Below are 21,022 nucleotides of genomic sequence, written 5' to 3' on the forward strand. Positions count from 1 at the left end.
GGGCGCACAATGGATGCATGGCCACTCTCAAACCGGGCCTTCGCAAGGGCCTTCTTGCCGGCGGGATCGCTGTCGCCCTGACCGGCGGCGGGGCCGCCGCTGTGTGGGCGGGCACCCAACCCAGCCCTTCGCCGTCGAGCTCTTCTACTTCTCCCGGCTCTTCCGCATCAGGGAAGGCCAAGGCCACAGAAGGCCGTGGGCAGGCTATCCACGGCGAACACGTGGTGAAGCAGCAGGACGGGAGCTACCGCATCGTCGTGACGCAAGCCGGAACCATCGAATCGGTTAGCGGCACCGAAATGACCGTGAAGAGCGAAGACAGCTTCGCGCAACGCTATTTGATCACCGCGGATACACGGATCACCCAGGTTCCCACCGACCTCTCCGAGCTCAGGAACGGCAGGGGCAGGCCATCGCTGCCTGCTGCCACCGTTGCCGATCTCAAGGCCGGCGACAAAGTAAGAGTCAGCGGCGCCAAGGACGGCGATGCCGTGACAGCGACAAAGATCGTGTCAGGAGAACTGCCCGCGGGCGTCAAGGGTCACGGACCAAAGCGCGGCCACGGCCCCAAGTTTTAGAGCGCCACAGTCCTGAAGCCCAGGTTGCCACTGGCAGAGTCCGGCGTGTTTGAGCTCCGCGCCGCGAGGCGGTAGCGGTTGCAGTACGAGTCGTGGCAGAGGTAGGAGCCACCGCGCATGACCCTTCCGCGGCCGACGCTGGGCCCCTGCGGGTTCTCCACTGTTCCTTGTGCCAGGCACGTCTTGTAGTACTTGGGAAGGAACCAGTCGCTGCACCACTCCCAGACATTTCCGCTGGTTTGGTACAGCCCGTAGCCGTTGGGGCGGAATGACCTGGCGGGCGCGGTGGTGAGGTAACCGTCGTCGATCGTGTTGCGGGATGGGAATTCCCCTTGCCAAATGTTGCAGTTATGAGCGGCTTGGTCGGGCGCTTCGTTGTGCAGGTCATTGCCCCAGGGGTAGCGCTGCCCGGACAGCCCGCCGCGGGCCGCGTATTCCCACTCGGCTTCCGTGGGCAGGCGACGGCCGGCCCAATGGCAGTACGCCAAGGCATCGTTGTGCGAAACATGCGTGACGGGATGGTCGGGGATGTCTGTCCAGCTGGAGAGTGGTCCGGCCGGGTGCGCCCAGTCGGCACCACGGACGTTGAACCACCACGGGACGTTGTTGACCCTGTTGAGGATGTCGCGTGGGTCTGCTTTCACGGCAAGGTGGAACACCGCTGACGTTCCGTAGGTTTCCGACTCGGTGCGGTGGCCAGTGGCGTCGGCGAACTCGGCGAACTCTTCATTGGTTACGGTGGTGGCGCTGATCCGGAATTTTGAGACGGACACTTCGTGCACAGGCGACTCGCCGTCGTCGCCGTAGCCCTCGTTGAAGGGATCGCCCATGGCGAAGGTTCCCGCGGGAATCTCGACGTCATTGACTTCGCCTACGTGTGAGGCGCCGACTGCGGCGGAAGGCTCGACGGCGGTGCTCGCCGTCGGATGGTCGCCGGCTGTTCGAAGGGGGAGTCCCGGCCCCGGCTCGGAGTGCGCCCGGGCGGCAGCACCGGGGCTACAGCAATCTGCCATCTCAACCTTCTGTCTGAATTCCACCTGCTAGTACTTTAGCGGGGCACGGTTGCCTGCCACACGCTGCACCCATCCAGCGAGCGCACCCGTTGCGGCTAGGCGCATCCTCGTACGCTTTGTGGCGCACCCCTTTCCGCCGGGCGCACCACTCATACGCCTGTGGCGCACCGTTTTCCGCCGGGCGCACCCGTTCTTACGGGGGCGATCGGCGGGAACGGGTGCGGGCATCGGGCAGCCCCACACGCGCAGAGTGATGAAAAGTGATTTCTTTGCTCAGTTTCGATCATCATCTTGCAAAAAGCGATGCGCGTCACTTATGGTTTGTTAAACGGTTAACGAGCGTGGTCTAAATCACATTGGTGGTTTCGGCTCAGCACTTGAGGAGACAGCATGAACTCGACGACGGAAAAGGCTCCGGCATTGCCCGAAGCTCGCCGAGTCCCGGGTCCGCCAGGCGGAAACGCCTCCGGACCCGGTCCTAAGAAGCGGAAGAGGAGCAAGGTCCCGCAGCAGAGTTTCCGATCGCGCCTGCGACGTGACAAGCAGATGCTGCTCATGATGCTCCCGGGGGTGGCTTTCCTGTTGCTCTTCTTCTACATACCGATCCTCGGCAACGTCATAGCGTTCCAGGACTACCAGCCCTATCTGGGCATCGGTGACAGCCTGTGGGTCGGCTGGCAGAACTTCGTAGACCTTTTCGGCAATCCGGACTTCGTTCACGCTTTCTGGAACACCCTGTACCTCGCCGCCTGGCAGCTGGTCTTCCTGTTCCCCGTGCCGCTGGTATTGGCGCTGATTGTGGATTCACTGATCAGCACCAGGGTTCGGCGGATCTTCCAAAGCATCGCCTACCTGCCGCATTTCCTGTCCTGGGTGTTGGTGATCGCGTTCTTCCAGCAAATGCTGGGCGGTGCAGGCTTCGTCAACAACCTGCTCCGGGACTGGGGCATGGAGCCAATTCCCTTCATGACCAACCCGGAGACGTTCCCGGTGATGGTGGTGGTCCAGATGATCTGGAAAGACGCCGGCTGGGCCATGATCATCTTCCTCGCTGCGTTGGCCAGCATTGATGCTTCGCTCTACGAAGCTGCAGCGGCTGACGGCGCGGGACGATGGCGCAGGATGTGGCACATCACCCTGCCCGGCCTCAGGCCCGTGATCGTCCTCCTCCTCATCCTTCGCATCGGCGACATTCTTTCCGTCGGATTTGAACAGTTCATCCTGCAGCGGGACGCCGTGGGAGCCGGAGCCGCGGAAGTGCTGGACACCTTCACCTACTACACCGGCGTGGTAGGAGGCGGCTGGAGCTCGGGCGCGGCAGCCGGCCTGGCCAAGGGCGTAGTCAGCGCGCTGCTGATCTACGGCGCCAACAAACTTGCCCACCGCTTCGGCGAAGACGGAATCTTCGCAAAACAAGTGCGCTGAAAGCCACGCTGACCCGCGCGCCTGTCGCACAAGGAGAACCCCATGGCAACAACACTTTTCACCAAGAAACCCCGGGAGCTTAGCTACAACCCCAAGCGCCCCGTGTGGAAGGAAAAACCTTCCGCCCTGTATCAAACGGTCAAAGCGGTAGTCCTGATTGTCTTCAGCTTGTCCATCCTGACGCCCATTCTGCTGGTGGTCTCAACCTCCCTAGCCGACACCGAACAGCTCGTGGAGGCCGGCGGGTTCGTGCTCTGGCCGGAACGTCCAACCTTGGAGGCCTACGCCACCATCTTCAAGGGACCCATGGTGCTGCAATCACTCGGGGTCAGCATCCTGGTCACAGCGGTTGGCACCATCCTGGCGCTGTTCGTCACCATCACCATGGCTTACGCCACCAGCCGCACTGTTCTGTTCGGCCGGCCGGTGATCCTCGCAGTCCTGTTCACTCTCCTGTTTGCGCCGGGCCTGATTCCGTCGTTCCTGATGATCCGCCAACTCGGTCTGCTGGATTCGTTGTGGTCGCTGATCCTCCCGGGAATCTTCGGGGCCTTCAACTTTGTGGTGATGCGTTCGTTCTTCATGAACATCCCGGGTGAACTGATCGAAAGTGCCAGGATCGACGGCGCCAACGACTGGCAAATCCTGTGGCGAATTGTGATGCCGCTGTCCAAAGCCGTGATCGCCGTCGTCGGACTGTTTTACGCGGTCGGGTTCTGGAACTCGTTCTTCAACGCCCTGCTCTACATCAACGATCACAGCAAGTGGCCCATCCAGTTGCTGCTCCGCAACTTCGTGGTGCAGGGCAGCGGTGCAGCGGACCAGTTGGGGATCACCACCACTCCGCCGCCGCAGTCCATCCAGATGGCCGTTGTGGTGGTGGCACTCGTCCCGATCCTGATGGTCTACCCGTTCCTCCAAAAGCACTTTGCCAAGGGCGTCATCACTGGCGCCGTCAAGGGCTGATACAGCTCCTCAATGACTGAAACTCAAACTCCTCAGAAATGAAGCAAGTAACCAGAAAGGGTTATGCCATGACGAGCACTACCTCTCAGGCTGGATTCAGCCGCCGCGGTTTCCTTGGCCTTGCCGGCCTGGCCGTGACCGCTGCAGGTTTGTCCGCCTGCGGTGGTGGCGGAGCCGCGAGCAACGGAGGCGCTGCTGCCTCCGCGTCGGTCAAGCTGCCAACGTACAAGGAATTCACGGGTGTCACCCCGGACATCGCCGGTAACGCCAAGGGCCTCCAAGCCGGCTACTTCAAACTGCCCACTGCTGTGCAGTCCGTCAAAACGCCGCCGCTTAAGGGCAAGGTCACCGGCCTGACCGAAACCTTCGACACCATGAGCCCGGGCCTGAAGGACAACCCCTTCTGGCAGCGCCTCAATTCCAAGCTCGGCGGCGACCTGGAGCTGCAAATCGCCGAAGACATCGGAGACGGTTACCCGGCAAAGTTCGCCACTGTCCTGGCCAGCAACGATCTTCCGGACATGATGTGGGTTCCACCGAACCAGGGCATCCCCAACGTCGGACCCATGCTGGAGGCCAAATTCCAGGACCTGACGCCGTACCTCTCCGGTGACGCTGTTCTTGAGTACCCCAACCTGGCCGCACTTAAGCCCGATTCCTGGAAGACCGCCGTCGTGAACGGCAAGATCTGGGGAGCTCCCATCCCCAGCACCCCGTTCGGTCAGGTGTACCTTGGCAACCACGAGATGTGGGCCCAGGTGGGTGGCTTCGAAGCTGCCAGTGCCGAAGAATTCTTGGAAAAAGCCAAGGAACTGACCCGTCCCGGCGACCAGAAGTACGCGCTGGAACCCGCGTACATCAATGCCCTCCACATGGTCACTGAATGGTTTGGTGCCCCGAACAGCTGGGCCGTCAATAAGGACCGCACCCTCACCCACCTGTACGAAACCGACGAATACATGGCCGGCGTCGAGTTCACCGCCAAGATGTTCGCAGCGGGAGTCTTCTACCCTGACTCCAAAGCGACGGACATCCGGTCGCGCGTCGCCAACGGCAGCGTGGCAGCTCAAGTGGTGGTGGGTCCGCACGATATCCGCAGCTACCGTGCCCTGAACAAAGACGCCCGGTTCGACATCCTGATTCCGTTCAGTGCAGACGGCAAGGTCAAGCCCGTCTACGACATGGGCTACGGAACCGTGGGCTTCACCCCGTTCAAGAAGGCTGAAGAGGGCAAGATCCGCGAGCTGCTGGCGCTGATCAACTACCTGTCGGCGCCGTTCGGCACGGTGGAGTACATGCAGAAGAACTTCGGCGAGCTGGGCCAGGACTACACCATCGACGCCGCGGGCAACCCGGCGCGCACCGAAACAGGCACCACCAATGCGCCCGGCCTGGTTTCGGCGTTGAACATCATGTCCAGCCCGGAGAACGTCATCTTCAATCCGGGTTTCGACGACGACACACGCTACGTCAGCCAGCAGGAAGAAAAGCTGCTTGAGTTCGCGTGGCGTAACCCCACCAACGGTTCCTACTCGGACACCAACGCCAAGGTGGGCGCCAAGATCACCAAGCAGCTGCGCGACAAGGTAGTGGACATCATTACCGGCCGCGCCAAGATCGACGAACTCAAGGACGCGGTCAAGCGCTGGAAGAGCGAAGGCGGCGACAAGATGCGCGATGAATACCAGGCCGCGTTGGACCCCAATGCGCCGGTATTCAGGAGCTAGCCTCAAACCAACAACGAACCAACACGCAGATACGAAGAACACAGCAGGGGGAACCATGGCAAAAGCGAGCAGCACAGGAGTCAGGCCGACCATCCGCATGGTGGCCGAACTGGCGGGCGTCTCCACGGCCACGGTTTCCTACGTGCTTTCGGGTCGCCGCGGTGATGGCGGACCAGGAGTGTCGGATCCGACGGCGGAAAAGGTTAAGGCCGCTGCGGAGCGGCTTGGCTACCGCCCCAACCAGGCGGCCCGGGCCATCCGGACGGGACGCACGAATACTGTGATCCTGTCATTGACCATGCTGTCCGATCCGTGGTCGTTGTCCGTCATTGAGGCTGTTCAGAAGGCGGCAGTCCCGCTGGGCGTCACACCGATGATCCTGGGTGACGCCGATTGGGTCAAAGTTCTGGGTACTCATAATGCCGATGCTGTGTTCGTGGATGCGGTCCGTCCTGATCAGCGGGAAGCCCTGCGCAAGCTCGCCGAGCACGGCACCACGCTGGTGGTCTTTGACGAAGAGGTACAAGCGGACGGCTTCGATGTCATCCGTTCCATCGCCGGACCCGGCTGCCGCATGGCCGTGGAGCATCTGCTCCACGGCCACCGGAGGATTGCCTGCCTGACCCCGGCAACGGCAGCGGGCACCTCTGGCGGGACCAGGTACCGGGCCTACTCGGATGCCTTGGCCGCGGCGAACATCCAGGAACGGGACGACTACGTGGGCCTGTTCGACGGCACCAGCGCGGGGGCTTACGCGGCGGCAACGCGACTGTTGAGCCTGCCGGACCGTCCCACCGCCATCTATGCCACCACGGACTACGCAGCAGTAAGTGCCATCAACGCAGCCCAGCGCCTGGGCCTCGCCGTGGGCACCGACGTGGACATCATCGGTGTGGGCAACACCGTGGAGGGCGAACGGATGTCACCGTCACTGAGCACCGTGGGCCCTGTTGACTTCTTCGACAAACTCGCCCGGCTGCTCCTACGGCGGGCAACAGGTCACCCCGCGCCGGAGTCACCCGGCGTCCTCGACTTCCCCTGGCACTTGTTCGTGCGGGAATCGGCGCCGCACCGCAGCGCTGCAACCAAGCTTTACTAGGAATCAGCAGAAGGAAATTGCACATCATGGAAAAGGATTTAAAGGTCGGCATCGTGGGTTTCGGCCTGCGTTCAGGGCTGTGGAAGCACGTCCACAAGCCGGGCCAAGGCTCCGAGGTCACTGTTGTTTGTGACCTCAGCGAACGTGGCCGGGCAGACGCCGCTGAGCGCATCCCGTCGGCCCGCGTCACAGGGGATCTTGAGGAGCTGCTGAGCAGCGGGATCGACGCCGTCCTGGTCCTGACCCCCGATTACCAGCACGCCGCCGTCGCTGTCCGAACGCTCAAGGCGGGCATCCCCACCTTCTGCGAAAAGCCACTGGACATCACAGTGGAGGCTGCGGACCTGATCCTGAAGACGGCCTACGAGACCGGGACGCGTTTGTACGTGGGCCACAACATGCGCCACATGCCCGTGGTGGTCCAGATGCGCCAACTGATCGAGGACGGCAGGATCGGCGACGTCAAAGCGGTCTGGTGCCGCCACTTTGTGGGGCACGGGGGAGATTACTACTTCAAGGACTGGCACGCCCAGCGCGCCAACGTCACGTCCCTTCTCCTCCAAAAAGGTGCCCACGACATCGACGTGATCCACTGGCTGGCGGGCGGATACACCAAGCGGGTTGCCGCCGTCGGAGATCTTGCCGTCTACGGCGACGTGGCCAACCGCAGCAACAACGCCGGCAAGCGCATGGGGGACTGGTTCTCCATGGACAACTGGCCGCCCACCGAGCAGAAGGACCTGGCGGAGGTGATCGACGTCGAGGACATTTCCATGATGAACATGGTGCTGGATAACGGTGTCCTGGCCAGCTACCAGCAGTGCCACTTCACGCCGGACTACTGGCGGAACTACACCGTCATCGGCACTAAGGGCAGGATCGAGAACCTTGGCGATGGACCGGGGGAAACCATCAACGTGTGGACCAGCCGGACGTCCGGCTATGCGGCTCCGGACGAGGTCATCACCATTCAGGACGGTGAAGGTGGCCACGGCGGAGCGGATCCTCGGTTGATCGAGGAATTCCTGCGCTTTGCCTCCGACGGCGGCCAGACCCAGACAAGCCCGATTGCAGCTCGACAGGCCGTAGTGGCCGGCATCCTCGCGGCAGAATCCCTACGCGGTGACGGCTCGGCCCGCGAGGTACCGGAGCTCCCGGCCGAACTGGTGGAGTACTTCGACGCCGGCCAGCCCGCCCTCGTCCGCGACGGACCCAAGTAGGTCGCACTTAAGCGCGTTTTGGGCGCTCAAAACGCGCTCTGCTGCTACCTAGTTGGGTGAGCGGGGGCTCGATAGTTCGACAAGCTCGGTCATGACGGTTTGAAGTGACTCGCAAACCGTCATGACCGATTTTCGCTTCAGTGTCTCCGGCCGGGCCAGGATGTCGATCTTGCGCACCGAATTCACTCCCGACAGCGGACGCAGCAGCACTCCGGCGTCCAACACACGGCGTGCCGTGAACCGCGGCAACAGCCCGATCGCGCCACCGGCAGACACCAGCGCCGCCACCGTCGAATAGTCGTTAATGCGGTGCAGTACCTCTGCCGGTCGTCCACTCACAGCAACGATGGCGGCAAGGACGTCTGCAGGGGAGTAGCCGTCGCGGCTGGTCACCCAGGATTCACCCACGACGTCGGACGGCTCCAGTTCGCGCCGGGATGCCAGCGGGTGATCCGCGGGGAGCGCAACGTCCAGAGGCTCATCGGCGAGTGGAATCACCGCTACCTTGTCTTCCGGCCAGGACGGGCTGTTGTCCATGCGGTGAGCCAAAACGAGGTCGTACCGTGCGGCCAACCCCGGGAAATCCTCCTGGGCCACATCCTCATCGGAGAGGCGCAGGCGGGGCGACCTCCCGCCGTCGGACGCCAACAGTGCCGCCAAAGGCGCAAACAGCGCCTGCCCCGCGCTGTGAAAAGCGCTGACGCTCACCGGCGCGTCCGGAGCGTCGTGATAGGCGCCGATCGCGGCCCGCGCGTCTGCCATGGCGTTCACGACGGCGGCACCCGCCTCTGCCAGGACGCGGCCTGCATCCGTGAGCACCAGAGCCCGGCCTTCTTTGCGCGTCAACGGCACGTCCACGGATTTCTGTAGCAGTGCGAGCTGTTGTGAAACTGCCGACGGAGTCACCATCAAAGTCTCAGCAACAGCCTTCACGCTTCCCAGGTCTCCGAGTTCGCGAAGCATCTGCAACTGATGAATTTCCATTAGCAAATACTAAATCGTTGATTGAGAAGATTCTAGTTGTGCTAAATCATGCGTGGGGCTCTAATGGATTCAGCAGCAGTGAAGCAGCCCCGGCAGTGAGGAATTCCATGAAGGCTCTCTACAAATCCGGACCCCACGCAGGGTTCGAACTCGTCGAACGTCCAGAGCCCCAAGCGGGCCCCGGCGACGTCAAGATCCGTGTGATGACCACCGGTATCTGCGGCACCGACCTCCACATCCAGAGCTGGGACGCCTGGGCGCGGGGCATCATCGAAACGCCCCTCATTGCCGGCCACGAGTTCTATGGCGAAGTAGTGGAAATCGGTGAGGATGTCCGTGACGTCAAGGTAGGGGACAAGGTCTCCGGCGAAGGCCACGTGGTGTGCGGAATCTGCCGCAACTGCCGTGCTGGACGTCGCCAGATGTGCATCCACACTGTCTCCGTCGGCGTGCAGCGCGACGGTGCCTTCGCTGAATACGTCGTCATCCCTGAAACCAATGTCTGGGTCCACCACGACGAGTCAGTTACCCCTGAACTCGGCGCCATCTTCGACCCCTTCGGCAATGCCGTCCACACCGCACTGAGCTTCCCCCTGGTCGGCGAAGACGTGCTGATCACCGGTGCCGGGCCCATCGGACTGATGGCCATCGCCGTCGCCCGCCACGCAGGTGCCCGCAAGATCGCGATTACGGACGTGTCCGCACCGCGCCTTGAGCTGGCTCGCCAGATGGGCGTGGACCTTGCAGTCGACGTTTCAAAGATGCGCGTTCGCGAAGCGCAGCAGGAACTGGGCATGCGCGAAGGCTTCGACATCGGACTGGAAATGTCGGGACACCCCACGGCATTGCCTGAGATGATCGACAACATGAACCACGGCGGCCGCATCGCCATGCTTGGCCTACCCAGCCAGTCCATCGACATTGATTGGGGAAAGGTAGTGACCCACATGCTCACGCTTAAGGGCATCTACGGCCGTGAAATGTTCGAGACCTGGTACGCCATGAGCGCCATGCTGTCCTCCAACCCCGTGCTGCACCGCAGCATCTCCGCCGTCGTCACAGACAAACTGTCCGCAGCCGACTGGGAAAAGGGCTTCGAAATTGCCCGCAACGGAACCGGCGGCAAAGTGGTCCTCGACTGGACCGAACTGTAACGGAACGCACTGCCAACGGATCCCCAAAAGACTTTAGGAGCACCATGTACTCAGCCATCAAAGACCAACTGCAGGGCGAACTGGACGAGATCCGCAGCGCCGGACTCTTCAAGACAGAACGCCACATCGATTCCCCGCAGGCCAGCCACATCGCAGCGGGCCAGCTCGGCGAGCCGGCCAACAAGGTCCTGAACTTCTGCGCCAACAACTACCTGGGCCTGGCCGACCACCCGGACATCATCGCCGCCGCCAAGTCAGCGATGGACGAGCGCGGCTTCGGTATGGCGTCGGTACGCTTCATTTGCGGAACCCAGGACCTTCACCTGGAGCTTGAGAACCGCGTCTCCAAGTTCCTGGGGACCGAGGACACCATCCTCTTCTCCAGCTGCTTCGACGCCAATGGTGGCGTGTTCGAGTCACTCTTCGGTCCTGAAGACGCCATCATCTCCGACTCCCTGAACCACGCGTCCATCATCGACGGCATCCGCCTGAGCAAGGCCAAGCGCTTCCGCTACGCCAACCAGGACATGGCAGACCTCGAAGCCAAACTGGTTGAGGCCGAGGGCTCCCGCCGGAAGATCATCGTCACGGACGGCGTCTTCTCCATGGACGGGTACCTCGCTCCGCTTGAGGCCATCTGCGACCTCGCCGAGAAGCACGACGCCTTGGTCATGGTGGACGACTCCCACGCCGTCGGCTTCATGGGCGCCACCGGCGCCGGCACCCCTGAGCACGCCGGCGTTTCCGAGCGCGTAGACATCTACACCGGCACCTTCGGCAAGGCTCTCGGCGGCGCCTCGGGTGGTTACGTTTCCGGCCGCGGCGAAATTGTGGCGATGCTCCGTCAAAAGGCGCGTCCGTACCTGTTCTCCAACTCGCTTGCCCCGGCCATCGTTGCGGCAACCATCAAAGCGATCGAACTCGTGCAGGAGTCCGGCGAACTCCGTACCCGCCTGTTCGAGAACGCAGCGCTGTTCCGTCGCCGCATGAGCGAAGAAGGCTTCGAACTCCTCGAGGGCGAACACGCCATCATCCCCGTGATGTTCGGCGACGCCGTGGTTGCTGCAAAAATTGCCGACGAAATGCTCAACAACGGCGTTTTCGTCACGGCCTTCAGCTTCCCTGTGGTGCCGAAGGGTGTGGCCCGCATCCGCGTGCAGCTCTCCGCTGCACACAGCGCGGACGACGTCGAAGCGTGCGTTCAGGCGTTCGTCAAGAGTCGCGCCGCGGTCGCCTAAGCAACGCTCGCTCACGTCCCTGGGGTTTGGGGCGGACCTTCTCTCACGTCCCGCGGGTTTGGGGCGGACCGTCTCTCACTTTCTTGACGAAAGTGAGCGAGGGTCCGGCTGAAGGGGTAGGGATGTGAGAGAGTGTCCGGTCTGTCAGGATGGAGCCATGGCTTCGAACTATGACGTGGTAATCGTTGGCGGCGGCATCGGTGGACTGTCCTTGGCTGCGGCGCTGGCAGGCAAGTGCACTGTGGCCCTTGTCGAGGCCGAGCAGTCCCTGGCTTTCCACACTTCCTCCCGCTCTGCCCGGCAACTGATCCCCAGCTACGGTCCGGCCGTGGTCCAGGATCTGACCATCCGCACACTGGACATGCTGGCCGCCCGGGACGCGGAGGCAACAACGCCCATCCTCACACCCCGTGGCTTCATGCTGGTGGGCGACGAAGAAACGGTACAGGCCGAGGCCAGCGGCAATATGCACACCATTACCCACGACGAGGCGATGAAGCTGTGCCCGGCACTGAAGCCCGCATCCTTCACAGCAGCAGGACTGGATAACGGCTCTTTCGGCTGCAACGCGCCCCTGCTTCTCGAGGAGCACCGCCGGACGGCGGAATCTGCGGGCGTGGACATCATCACCGGGGCCAAAGTGCACTCAGCGCAGCGGCTGGGGATCGGCTGGCAGCTGGGCGCGGGTACGGAGGGTTTCCAGTCCGGCGTCGTGGTTAACGCAGCAGGTGCCTGGGCGGACGAGTTGGCTGTCATCAGCGGTGTGGAAAAGCTGGGACTGCAGCCGTACCGCCGGACTGCGGCGATTGTGAACGTTGAGAATCCATTGTCGCCGGAAACGCCCATGGTGTGTGCCGCTGATGACTCGTTCTACTTCCGCGCTGAGGGCAACCAGGTGTTGATTTCGCCGTCGGAAACCGTGCCCAGCGGAGCCGAGGACGCCAAACCCTATGCCGGGGACGTGGAGGCATTGATCGGCAAACTCAACACGGTCACTTCCCTTGGAATCCGCTCCGTGGACCGTGCCTGGACGGGACTCAGGACAGAAGCGGCGGACGGAATCCCGGTAGTGGGTTTCGACGCCGAAGCGCCAGGTTTCTTCTGGCTCGCCGGTCAAGGGGGCTACGGTTTCCAAACATCCTCCGCCATTGCCGAGCTGGCCGCAGCGCTGATCCTCGGCGAGGTGAAGGAGGACAGTCCGGAATCCCGGACAGCGGAGCAGCTTGCGGCCGTACGCTGGTCCATCCGACGCTGAACAATAGGGGCATGAGCGGAATCACGAGCGGGAACAAAAGCAGCACCGTCATTACCAACATCGGCGAACTGATGACCCAGGACCTGGAGCGTCGGGTCCTGAAGGATGCCGCCATCGTGATCGAAGGCGAACGGATTTCATGGATCGGCACTGCCAAAGACGCCCCGTCCGCTGACGAAAGGATCGACGCCGAAGGCCGCGCCGTCCTGCCCGGCTGGGTTGACTCGCACTCGCACCTCGTCTTCGCAGGTGACCGCACTGCCGAGTTCGAGGCCCGCATGGCCGGCGAAAGCTACAGCGCTGGCGGGATCGCCGTCACCACGGGTGCCACGCGCAGCGTCAGCGACGACGAACTTACCCGCCTCGTGCGGGATCGTGTAGCCGAAGCGGTCTCGCAAGGAACCACGTACTTGGAGAGCAAGACCGGCTACGGGTTGGACGTGGAGAACGAGGCCCGCAGCGCCCGCATCGCAGCAGCCGAAGTGGACGAGGTCACCTATCTGGGCGCGCATCTGGTTCCGAACGGCTCCGATCCTGAGGAGTATACGGACCTGGTGTGTGGCCCCATGCTGGAAGCAGTCCTGCCGCATGTCCGCTGGGCTGACGTCTTCTGCGAACGGGGTGCGTTCACGGAGGATCAGTCGCGTCGGGTCCTCACTGCTGCCCGCAACGCCGGGCTGGGCCTCAGGGTCCACGGCAATCAGCTCGGGGAGGGCCCGGGGGTGGCGCTGGCTGTTGAGTTTGCGGCGGCGAGCGTGGACCACGTCAACTATCTCTCGGAAAAGGACATCGCGGCGCTCGCGGAAACGTGGGAGAGCTGGGACCCGGCCAGTGGCACGGGTAATCGCGGTACCGTCGCAACCTGCCTTCCCGCTTGTGATCTGTCCACCCGACAGCCCCTGGCGCCAGGCCGTGAATTGATCGACGCCGGCGTTCAAATCGCCCTTGCGGCCAACTGCAACCCGGGGACCTCGTACACCAGCTCCATGGCCTTCTGCGTCACCACGGCTGTGCTCCAGATGCACCTGAGCGTTCATGAAGCCGTCCGTGCGGCGACGTACGGCGGCGCTTTGGCGCTGGGCCGTGAGGCCGGGAACGACGTCGACGGCGAACGGGCGGTGGGTTCGCTCGCCGTCGGAAATCGCGCAGATTTGCACATGCTGAAGGCTCCGTCGGCCACGCATCTGGCGTACCGTCCGGGGATTCCGTTGACTCATTCGGTGTGGCGGGCCGGCGTCCGGGCTGTCTAAGGACAAGTTAAGAACAAGAAAGAGGGGCTGCGTTCCAGTTGGAACGCAGCCCTTCTTTTTCGGGTTTCGCGCTCCCCGCCGATGACGCGCAGTTACTGAACAGTCTTTGCACTCGGATGATCCTTGTGAGATCGAAAATGATCGTTTAGTGTTTCTATAGATCAGAAAACGTCATTTAGCTGAGCGGGAGCGGAACACACGATGAGCGAGAACACACTGGGTGCCTTCATGGAAGAAGAGCTGGTTTCCCAACCCGAGGTTTGGCAGCGCGCCGTGGAGCAGGCCCGTACGGAGCAGTTGCTTCCAGCGGACGGCAAGCGCATTGCCGTCATCGGCTGTGGCACATCGTGGTTCATGGCCCAGAGCTACGCCGCTGCCCGCGAATCCGCCGGTAAGGGGGTCACCGATGCGTTCGCCGCGTCGGAGGCTTTCCTGAACAGCAACAGCGTCGATCGCCAGTACGACGCCGTTGTGGCCATCACCCGGTCGGGTACCACCACTGAGGTGCTCGAGATTCTGGCTGAGTTGAAGGGGATTGTCCCCACCGTTGCCATCATTGGCGACACCTCCTCACCGATCGTGGAGCTGGCAGACACCGTGGTGGGCCTCCACTACGCCGATGAGCGCTCCGTGGTGCAGACCCGCTTCGCCACCACGGCGCTGGTCTACATGCTGACGAGCCTTGGTATCGATGTGCAGCAGGCAATCGAGGATGCCCGTGACGCAGTGACGGCAGAGGTCTCCCAGGAATTCCTGGACGCCGAGCAATTCACCTTCCTCGGCACCGGCTGGACGGTTGGGCTGGCCCACGAAGCCGGCTTGAAAATGCGCGAAGCCGTGCAGGGTTGGACCGAGTCATACCCTGCCATGGAATACCGCCACGGCCCCATCTCCATCGCTGCCCCCGGCCGGGTCACCTGGCTGTTCGGAACCCAGCCCGAGGGTTTGGACAGCGACATGGCCGTCACCGGCGCCCTTTACGTCCACACGGATAAGCACCCCCTGGCCGAACTGGCACGTGTCCACAAAGTCACCTTGGAGCGTGCACGCGTCCGTGGGCTGAATCCGGACCTGCCCCGCAACTTGACGCGCTCCGTTATTCTCGACGCCTCGGCCTAGGCAGTCGATCATGGTTCTCGGAGCCGCAGAATCACCGGTCCTGTCTTTCGACGTTGGCGGGACGGACATCAAGGCTGGTTTGGTGGACGCCCGTGGAACCGTCCTGGGCATGCGCCGTGTCCCTACACCGTTGGATCCGGCCCGCCCCGGCGAAGCGGTCCTGGACAGGCTAGCTGGGCTTAAAGCCGAGTTGGCCTCGGAGTTTCCGGAAGCCCCCGCCAAGGCAGCAGGTATCATCGTCCCCGGAATCGTGGACTCCGTGGCCGGTGTGGGTGTCTACTCCGCCAATCTTGGATGGCGCAACTTCCCGTTCAAAGCCGAAGCCGAAAGGCGGCTCGGCATACCCGTCGCGTTCGATCACGACGTCCGGTCCGCTGCAGCTGTGGAACACAGCTTTGGCGGTTCCAAAGAGTTCAACGATGTTGTGGTGATGGTGGTGGGAACCGGCATTGCTGCAGCTGTGTTCTCGGGCGGCAAGGCCGTTACCGCAGGGGGATTCGCCGGAGAACTCGGCCACGCCCAGGTCCCGGACCCCGACGCCGGGCCGGACGCCACAGGCTCCACCATCCTGGAAGCAGTGGGCTCAGCAGGCGCAATTGCCAAGCGTTATCACCGGGCATCGGGAAACCCGGTGGACGGTGCACGAGGTGTGTTGCTCAGGGCAAGCGCGGGAGATGCGGTGGCCGCACGTGTTTGGGCCGATGCTGTTGATGCCCTGGCCTTCACTATTTGCCAGTGCGTGAACATCATGGGAACAGAAGCCGTGGTGATCGGCGGAGGCCTCGCTGAAGCAGGCGACGAGCTGCTCGAGCCACTCCGTAAGCGGGTTGACGCCATCCTGGACTTCCAGCGCAGGCCCCATCTCATCCGTGCCCAACTGGGGCAGGACGCCGGCTTGCTCGGCGCGGCACTGAACGCCCGGGCACTTTTGGGAGGCACACGATGAAGCGAGCCAACGTGAACCGCATTATTACCGTCACTCCGAATCCGGCCATCGATATGACCTACACCGTCCACGGAATCACCGAGGGCTCCAGCCACCGGGTACCCACGCCCTTGAGCCGTGCGGGAGGCAAAGGCATCAACGTAGCCCGTGTCACTCACCAGTTGGGGTACCCCGTGCTCGCCATTGCCCCCACCGGCGGTGCGGCAGGGCAGACCCTCGCAGCCGAACTGTGGACCAGCGGCGTGCCGCACACCCTGGTGGGAGTCGCAGCTGAAACCCGCCGCAGCATCGCGTTGGTGGACACCGTTGCAGGGGAAACGTCAATCTTCAACGAGGAGGGGCAGGCCCTTCTTCCGGATGACTGGCGCTCACTGCGGATCGCCGTAGTGGAGGCCGTGAGCGGGAACCGAAACCTGCCGGCCTCCGTCCTGGTCGGTTCGGGAAGCCTGACGCCGGGCGCTCCCGCGGACTTCTACCCGGAACTGGTGCGCCTGGCCCACGACGCCGGTATCCCGGCCATCATCGACACCTCCGGCCCCGGGATCATCGCTGCGGCCAAAGCCGGCGCCGACATCCTCAAGCCGAATCATCACGAGCTGGCCGAAGCAACGGGCGAATCCAGCCTTGAAGCAGCCGCCCTCGCCCTGATCGAGATGGGTGCCCGCATGGTCCTCGTCAGCGCCGGCGCGGACGGCATGCTCGCTTTCGACCACGCCGCCCCGGGCGGCTACTGGAGCGCCCGCTTACCGGAAGCGCTCAGCGGCAACCCCACAGGGGCAGGCGACGCCGGTGTGGCGGCTGCCGCCGTCGCACTCGCCGAAGGCATCACCGAGCCCCGCGAAATCCTTCGCCGGGCCACCGCATGGTCGGCCGCGGCCGTGCTCATGCCTGCCGCAGGTGAAATCTCGCCGCGATACCAGGAACTCCAGGACCAATTGATCGTGACATGGAAGGAGACCCGGTGACCCTGGTCAACACTCGGGAACTGATGGACAGGGCCGCCGGCGCGGGCACAGGCCAAGGTGCGTTCAACATCATCCACATCGAAACTGCCGAGGGCCTGGTGGCAGGCGCCGAAGCGGCCGGCGTCCCACTGATTCTCCAGATTTCCGAAAACTGCGCCAAGTACCACGGCGGACTCGAACCCATCGCTTCGGCAGCCCTGGCAATCGCGCGCTCCGCCGCTGTACCCGTTGCCCTTCACCTGGACCACGCAGAATCCGAAGATCTCGCGATCGCCGCCGTGGACCTTGGTTTCGGTTCCGTCATGTACGACGGCGCGCACCTGCCGTACGAATGGAATGTGGAAGTCACGCAGCGGGTGGCAAAGTATGCCCACGAGCGCGGTGTCTACGTGGAAGCCGAGCTTGGAAAAGTGGGTGGCAAGGACGGAGCCCACGCTCCCGGTGTCCGAACAGACCCCGGCGAGGCCCACTCATTCGTTGAGGCAACCGGCGTGGACGCGCTCGCCGTTGCTGTCGGCTCCTCCCACGCCATGACCGAACGCAGCGCCGCGCTGGACCTGCACCTCATCACCAGACTGAAGACGGCGGTGGGAAAGCCACTGGTCCTTCACGGCTCCTCCGGTGTGACAGATGACATGCTCATAGCCGCTATCCGTTCGGGTATGACTAAGATCAACGTATCCACACATTTGAACGGGTTCTTTACCCGCGCCGTCCGTGAGTACCTCGATGCCAACCCTGCAGTGGTGGATTCCCGGAAATACGTCAAGGCCGGCCGGGATGCCCTTGTGCTGGAGTCCGCACGTATGCTGACGCTGTTCGCCAAAGCGAATTAGCTGGAAACCCGCGAAAGGCTCGTCATGACCCGCACCGATCGGCTCACTGCCATACTCGACCTCCTGGCCGAGTCCGGCCATGTGGAAGTCGAGGACATCGTGACCCGCCTGGGCGTCTCACCTGCCACGGCCCGCAGGGATCTCGACAGTCTTGCCAAGCAGCGGCTGCTCAGCCGCACCCGCGGCGGCGCCACCACTGGTTCCGTGGCCTATGACCTCCCAGGGCGCTACAACAGGGACGACCACGCCGTGGCCAAGCAGGAAATCGCTCTGGCGGCGTCTGCGCTGATCCGTCCCGGTGCTGTGATCGGGCTCAGCGGTGGAACAACCAACACCGCCTTGGCTCAGCTGCTGTCCACCCGCGAGGACCTCAACGCGCCGTCCCACACGCCCACGCTGACGGTGGTGACCAACGCGATCAACATCGCCTCGCAGCTTGCAGTCCGGCCGAACATCAAGATCATGGTCACCGGTGGAATCCTGAATCCGCGCTCCTACGAGCTGGTGGGTCCGTATACAGACGTCATCATGCAAAAAGTTGCCCTCGATATTGCGTTCATCGGCGTCAACGGCGTCGACCCGGACCTCGGCCCCACCATCACCGACGAAGGCGAAGCCATGGTCAACACGGTCATGGCACGCCGTGCCACCGAGTCCTATGTGGTGGCCGACTCTTCCAAAGTGGGCCGCCGCTCCTTTGCCGCCATGGCAGGCTACGACTTCAGGCACCTCATCACGGACTCCGGCATCAGTGCCGAACATAAAGCTGCGTTCGAGGCCAAGGGCACCGAAGTCATCGTCGCACCCGCCGGCTGAGACCCGCCGGCTGAGCTGGAAGGGCTAGAAGCGCATCCTCGGTGCGTGCAGCACTGAGTCGTCTACCTCCCGGGGCACCCACTGGCTGAACGGTATATCCAGGCTGTACTGGTCGTCGTCGTTCTTGATCAGGGTCCGAAGCTCGGCGTTGTCCGGATTGTTGAGCGACTCGAAGTACTCCACCGTCCAGTGGAACCAACGCATGCAGAAAAGGCGCATGGTCAGCCCGTGCGTAACCAGGAGCGTGTTTGGTGCGTAAGTAGGCTTCTGCCAGTGCCGGTACAGCGTCTCCATGAAGGATGACACCCGATCATAAACGTCCGAACCGGACTCGCCCTCGCGGAACCGATAGAAGAAATGGCCGTAGAGGTTGCGCAGTTCCTTTTGGTCCTCGATCTCCCCGGCGATCTGGAAGTTGGCCCAGTCCTGCTCGCGAAGCCGGGGTTCCTCAATCACCCGCTCGATCAGGGGACCGAGGTTCATGGCTTCGAGGGTCTGGTACGCGCGCAAGTAGGGGGAGACGTAGACGCAGACCTGTTCTCCATCGAGCTTGCGGCGCAGGTCCTCCCCGGCAATCCGTGCCTCCTCCACTCCGCGCTCCGTCAGCGGGATCCGGTAGTCCGGCACACGGTTGTAGATGGACGTGTCGGCATTCGCGGCAGACTGGCCATGCCGGATCATGAAGATTCTCTCAGGGGCACCCATCCCACCAAGCATAGGGTGGGTATATGTTCCTTGCTTCCCGTCGCCGGCTGCGCGCCGAAGTACTTATTGTCCTGGGCCTGTCCTTGGGCCAATCAGCCGTCTACTCCGTAGTTCAGCTGCTGGACAAGATGACGAGGGCGCCTTTGGCGGATGCCACGTCAACGCTGAACAGGTCCCAAAGCACGCGTGAGTACTTCGACCTCACCTACCAGTTGCTGGACATCGTGTTCGCTCTGGTGCCCGTGGCCTTGGTGTTCTACTTCCTGTCCACCCATGCACCTGGCGGCCGGGAAGGTGGGGGCGGCTCGGCGTTCGCCCGGCTTGGCTTCAATTTTGCCCGGCCCGGCAAGGACCTTCTCCAAGGTGTTGGCCTGGCCGCTGCGATCGGCATCCCCTCGCTCGGCCTGTATGCCGCCGGTCGTGCGCTGGGAATCACCACTGCAATTGTGCCCAGCGGCTTGGACGCTTACTGGTGGACGGTGCCGGTGCTGGTCCTTTCGGCCATGCGCCATGCGATCGTGGAAGAAGTGATCGTGGTGGGGTACCTCATGGACCGCTTCGGTAAATTCGGGTGGAGCATGCCGGTGGCCATTGTGGTCAGTGCCGTCCTGCGGGGAAGCTACCACCTGTACCAAGGCTTTGGGCCGTTCATAGGGAACGTGGTCATGGGCCTGCTGTTCGCTTGGATCTACACCAAGACCAAGCGGGTAATGCCCCTGGTGATTGCCCACGCACTGCTGGACATCGTGGCGTTCGTTGGATTCAGCCTGTTCGGCAAGGCAATGGGACTGGGGTAGTGGTCCGTTAAAAGTATCCGGCCGCCATCGGTGGGTGACGTCATTGGCACCCGCTGATGGCGGCCGAAGCTTAGCCCGGACATGATTGACTCCGGACATGGCTGACCGGGGCCGGGACCAGCCCGGATGGATTGGATCGGTCAGATGGTGACGGCTCCGGAGGCGGTTTCGAAAGTTACAGCGAGGATGCCTGGAGTCCCGTGCGGTGCCATCCACTGGACGGCGACATCCTCAAGCGGCTTCTCCACTGGTTCGCCCAACCATTCGGTGACGCGTTCAGCCGAGCCCGCAATGGTGAGGCTGGACATCTTGACGTCGCTCTCGTAGATCCTTGACGGGTGCAGCGAGGGGTCGCCCTCCCACTTGAGCAGGTAGGGCACTTGGGGGTCCGCGATCAGGCCGAGGATGCCAATCTGCTGCCACACCAGTTCGCGTCCGTCGGGGAACTTGCGGTTGCCCGGAACAGCCGAGCGGCCAAGGCGGTCTTCGAACGGTGCAAGGTCGTCAACGGCGACGCACCAGCCCATCCATCCACCACCGGCAGCCGAGCGGGCACGGACGGCCTGGCCAAAGGGTGCTTTGTCGGAAGCGGGGTGGTCCAGGACCTCCACCACTTCCAGGTACTTGTTATCCGCAAGGGGAATGATCATGTTCCGGGTACCGAAGCGCGGGTGCACTCCGCCCCGGACAGCGTCCACTCCCAGTGCCGCGGAAATTCGTTCGGTAGTGGCCAAAAGGCCATCTCGTTCACAGGCGTAAGAGACGTGATCCATGCGCATGGCTTCATCTTGGCACTTTGTGATCGGGGTCTCAGCTAAGTCAAGCCTAACTAAGGTGGGATGTATATAACCGGTGGTAAGGGGCGTCATGGAGGGACGCGGGAAGACCGAAAGATTCCCCAGGCGTCACAAAGCTGTCTTCGCCTCCGG

At 62.9% G+C, this 21,022-nt stretch carries 20 protein-coding genes; 16 read left to right on the plus strand and 4 right to left on the minus strand.

Going from position 1 to position 21,022, the window contains the following annotated elements:
• Nucleotides 1-17 precede the first annotated feature (17 nt).
• Nucleotides 18-578 carry a DUF5666 domain-containing protein gene (locus ACNAOT_RS07415; protein ID WP_420180599.1) on the plus strand — a complete coding sequence of 187 codons (561 nt, stop codon included), beginning with the start codon at nucleotides 18-20 and terminating at the stop codon, nucleotides 576-578.
• On the opposite strand, the gene ACNAOT_RS07420 is transcribed toward ACNAOT_RS07415, so the two are convergent.
• On the minus strand, nucleotides 575-1,591 hold the full coding sequence (locus ACNAOT_RS07420; RefSeq protein ID WP_420180600.1) for a formylglycine-generating enzyme family protein: 1,017 nt from the start codon (nucleotides 1,589-1,591) through the stop codon (nucleotides 575-577). The two genes, ACNAOT_RS07415 and ACNAOT_RS07420, sit on opposite strands and share 4 nt — an antisense overlap.
• A 390-nt stretch (nucleotides 1,592-1,981) precedes the next feature.
• Between ACNAOT_RS07420 and ACNAOT_RS07425 the strand changes: the two genes are divergently transcribed.
• The 5 genes from ACNAOT_RS07425 (at nucleotide 1,982) to ACNAOT_RS07445 (ending at nucleotide 8,028) form a co-directional block, all read left to right on the plus strand.
• Entirely contained in the window at nucleotides 1,982-3,016 is a 1,035-nt protein-coding gene (locus tag ACNAOT_RS07425) for an ABC transporter permease (RefSeq protein ID WP_420180601.1), read from the plus strand.
• Between the two features lie 42 nt (nucleotides 3,017-3,058).
• Nucleotides 3,059-3,982 (plus strand): carbohydrate ABC transporter permease, encoded by a 924-nt coding sequence (locus ACNAOT_RS07430; RefSeq protein ID WP_420180602.1) that lies wholly within the window; start codon nucleotides 3,059-3,061, stop codon nucleotides 3,980-3,982.
• A gap of 68 nt (nucleotides 3,983-4,050) precedes the next feature.
• Nucleotides 4,051-5,709 carry a sugar ABC transporter substrate-binding protein gene (locus ACNAOT_RS07435; RefSeq protein WP_420180603.1) on the plus strand — a complete coding sequence of 553 codons (1,659 nt, stop codon included), beginning with the start codon at nucleotides 4,051-4,053 and terminating at the stop codon, nucleotides 5,707-5,709.
• 55 nt (nucleotides 5,710-5,764) lie between these two features.
• Nucleotides 5,765-6,808, plus strand: coding sequence for a LacI family DNA-binding transcriptional regulator (locus ACNAOT_RS07440; protein WP_420180604.1), 1,044 nt, complete (start codon nucleotides 5,765-5,767; stop codon nucleotides 6,806-6,808).
• 17 nt (nucleotides 6,809-6,825) lie between these two features.
• Entirely contained in the window at nucleotides 6,826-8,028 is a 1,203-nt protein-coding gene (locus ACNAOT_RS07445) for a Gfo/Idh/MocA family protein (RefSeq protein ID WP_420180605.1), read from the plus strand.
• 48 nt (nucleotides 8,029-8,076) lie between these two features.
• Here ACNAOT_RS07445 and ACNAOT_RS07450 read toward each other — a convergent pair whose 3' ends face one another.
• The gene (locus ACNAOT_RS07450; RefSeq protein WP_420180606.1) at nucleotides 8,077-9,012 is read right to left on the minus strand and encodes a LysR family transcriptional regulator; all 936 of its coding nucleotides are present in this window, start codon (nucleotides 9,010-9,012) and stop codon (nucleotides 8,077-8,079) included.
• 107 nt (nucleotides 9,013-9,119) lie between these two features.
• Here ACNAOT_RS07450 and tdh point away from each other — a divergent pair, with 107 nt between their 5' ends.
• From tdh to ACNAOT_RS07495, 9 genes are all read left to right on the plus strand, one after another.
• Nucleotides 9,120-10,166: an L-threonine 3-dehydrogenase gene (tdh, locus tag ACNAOT_RS07455; protein WP_420180607.1), complete on the plus strand. Its 1,047-nt coding sequence runs from the start codon at nucleotides 9,120-9,122 to the stop codon at nucleotides 10,164-10,166.
• A gap of 44 nt (nucleotides 10,167-10,210) precedes the next feature.
• Nucleotides 10,211-11,404: a glycine C-acetyltransferase gene (locus ACNAOT_RS07460; protein WP_420180608.1), complete on the plus strand. Its 1,194-nt coding sequence runs from the start codon at nucleotides 10,211-10,213 to the stop codon at nucleotides 11,402-11,404.
• Nucleotides 11,405-11,561: 157 nt separating this feature from the next.
• Entirely contained in the window at nucleotides 11,562-12,659 is a 1,098-nt protein-coding gene (locus ACNAOT_RS07465; RefSeq protein WP_420180609.1) for an NAD(P)/FAD-dependent oxidoreductase, read from the plus strand.
• 11 nt (nucleotides 12,660-12,670) lie between these two features.
• Nucleotides 12,671-13,909 (plus strand): imidazolonepropionase, encoded by a 1,239-nt coding sequence (gene hutI / locus ACNAOT_RS07470; protein ID WP_420180610.1) that lies wholly within the window; start codon nucleotides 12,671-12,673, stop codon nucleotides 13,907-13,909.
• A gap of 201 nt (nucleotides 13,910-14,110) precedes the next feature.
• Entirely contained in the window at nucleotides 14,111-15,028 is a 918-nt protein-coding gene (locus tag ACNAOT_RS07475; RefSeq protein ID WP_420180611.1) for an SIS domain-containing protein, read from the plus strand.
• 10 nt (nucleotides 15,029-15,038) lie between these two features.
• Nucleotides 15,039-15,974: an ROK family protein gene (locus ACNAOT_RS07480; protein ID WP_420180612.1), complete on the plus strand. Its 936-nt coding sequence runs from the start codon at nucleotides 15,039-15,041 to the stop codon at nucleotides 15,972-15,974.
• A complete protein-coding gene (locus ACNAOT_RS07485; protein ID WP_420180613.1) occupies nucleotides 15,971-16,939 on the plus strand; it encodes a 1-phosphofructokinase family hexose kinase in 969 nt (322 codons plus the stop codon). Before ACNAOT_RS07480 ends, ACNAOT_RS07485 begins: the two co-directional genes overlap by 4 nt.
• A complete protein-coding gene (locus tag ACNAOT_RS07490) occupies nucleotides 16,921-17,775 on the plus strand; it encodes a class II fructose-bisphosphate aldolase (protein ID WP_420180614.1) in 855 nt (284 codons plus the stop codon). The genes ACNAOT_RS07485 and ACNAOT_RS07490 overlap by 19 nt, the downstream gene beginning before the upstream one ends.
• Nucleotides 17,776-17,799: 24 nt before the next feature.
• Entirely contained in the window at nucleotides 17,800-18,591 is a 792-nt protein-coding gene (locus tag ACNAOT_RS07495; RefSeq protein ID WP_178996457.1) for a DeoR/GlpR family DNA-binding transcription regulator, read from the plus strand.
• 24 nt (nucleotides 18,592-18,615) lie between these two features.
• Here the strand turns inward: ACNAOT_RS07495 and ACNAOT_RS07500 are convergent, their stop codons facing one another.
• The gene (locus ACNAOT_RS07500; RefSeq protein ID WP_243836729.1) at nucleotides 18,616-19,296 is read right to left on the minus strand and encodes a histidine phosphatase family protein; all 681 of its coding nucleotides are present in this window, start codon (nucleotides 19,294-19,296) and stop codon (nucleotides 18,616-18,618) included.
• Nucleotides 19,297-19,319: 23 nt separating this feature from the next.
• Here ACNAOT_RS07500 and ACNAOT_RS07505 point away from each other — a divergent pair, with 23 nt between their 5' ends.
• On the plus strand, nucleotides 19,320-20,093 hold the full coding sequence (locus ACNAOT_RS07505; protein WP_364305666.1) for a CPBP family intramembrane glutamic endopeptidase: 774 nt from the start codon (nucleotides 19,320-19,322) through the stop codon (nucleotides 20,091-20,093).
• 140 nt (nucleotides 20,094-20,233) lie between these two features.
• On the opposite strand, the gene ACNAOT_RS07510 is transcribed toward ACNAOT_RS07505, so the two are convergent.
• Nucleotides 20,234-20,872 (minus strand): VOC family protein, encoded by a 639-nt coding sequence (locus tag ACNAOT_RS07510; protein ID WP_026005588.1) that lies wholly within the window; start codon nucleotides 20,870-20,872, stop codon nucleotides 20,234-20,236.
• Between the last annotated feature and the right edge of the window lie 150 nt (nucleotides 20,873-21,022).

Origin of the sequence: Paenarthrobacter sp. TA1.8, from assembly GCF_048595705.1 — a bacterium.
Lineage (GTDB): Bacteria > Actinomycetota > Actinomycetes > Actinomycetales > Micrococcaceae > Arthrobacter > Arthrobacter nitroguajacolicus.

Excerpts from the sequence above, each read along its gene's own strand:
- ACNAOT_RS07510 (WP_026005588.1), bottom strand. The coding sequence starts at position 20,872 with ATGCGCATGGATCACGTCTCTTACGCCTGTGAACGAGATGGCCTTTTG.
- ACNAOT_RS07415 (WP_420180599.1), top strand. The coding sequence starts at position 18 with ATGGCCACTCTCAAACCGGGCCTTCGCAAGGGCCTTCTTGCCGGCGGG.
- ACNAOT_RS07425 (WP_420180601.1), top strand. The coding sequence starts at position 1,982 with ATGAACTCGACGACGGAAAAGGCTCCGGCATTGCCCGAAGCTCGCCGA.
- ACNAOT_RS07465 (WP_420180609.1), top strand. The coding sequence starts at position 11,562 with ATGGCTTCGAACTATGACGTGGTAATCGTTGGCGGCGGCATCGGTGGA.
- tdh (WP_420180607.1), top strand. The coding sequence starts at position 9,120 with ATGAAGGCTCTCTACAAATCCGGACCCCACGCAGGGTTCGAACTCGTC.
- ACNAOT_RS07485 (WP_420180613.1), top strand. The coding sequence starts at position 15,971 with ATGAAGCGAGCCAACGTGAACCGCATTATTACCGTCACTCCGAATCCG.
- ACNAOT_RS07490 (WP_420180614.1), top strand. The coding sequence starts at position 16,921 with ATGGAAGGAGACCCGGTGACCCTGGTCAACACTCGGGAACTGATGGAC.
- ACNAOT_RS07450 (WP_420180606.1), bottom strand. The coding sequence starts at position 9,012 with ATGGAAATTCATCAGTTGCAGATGCTTCGCGAACTCGGAGACCTGGGA.
- ACNAOT_RS07505 (WP_364305666.1), top strand. The coding sequence starts at position 19,320 with ATGTTCCTTGCTTCCCGTCGCCGGCTGCGCGCCGAAGTACTTATTGTC.
- ACNAOT_RS07435 (WP_420180603.1), top strand. The coding sequence starts at position 4,051 with ATGACGAGCACTACCTCTCAGGCTGGATTCAGCCGCCGCGGTTTCCTT.
- hutI (WP_420180610.1), top strand. The coding sequence starts at position 12,671 with ATGAGCGGAATCACGAGCGGGAACAAAAGCAGCACCGTCATTACCAAC.
- ACNAOT_RS07495 (WP_178996457.1), top strand. The coding sequence starts at position 17,800 with ATGACCCGCACCGATCGGCTCACTGCCATACTCGACCTCCTGGCCGAG.
- ACNAOT_RS07430 (WP_420180602.1), top strand. The coding sequence starts at position 3,059 with ATGGCAACAACACTTTTCACCAAGAAACCCCGGGAGCTTAGCTACAAC.
- ACNAOT_RS07420 (WP_420180600.1), bottom strand. The coding sequence starts at position 1,591 with ATGGCAGATTGCTGTAGCCCCGGTGCTGCCGCCCGGGCGCACTCCGAG.
- ACNAOT_RS07440 (WP_420180604.1), top strand. The coding sequence starts at position 5,765 with ATGGCAAAAGCGAGCAGCACAGGAGTCAGGCCGACCATCCGCATGGTG.
- ACNAOT_RS07475 (WP_420180611.1), top strand. The coding sequence starts at position 14,111 with ATGAGCGAGAACACACTGGGTGCCTTCATGGAAGAAGAGCTGGTTTCC.
- ACNAOT_RS07460 (WP_420180608.1), top strand. The coding sequence starts at position 10,211 with ATGTACTCAGCCATCAAAGACCAACTGCAGGGCGAACTGGACGAGATC.
- ACNAOT_RS07500 (WP_243836729.1), bottom strand. The coding sequence starts at position 19,296 with ATGGGTGCCCCTGAGAGAATCTTCATGATCCGGCATGGCCAGTCTGCC.
- ACNAOT_RS07480 (WP_420180612.1), top strand. The coding sequence starts at position 15,039 with ATGGTTCTCGGAGCCGCAGAATCACCGGTCCTGTCTTTCGACGTTGGC.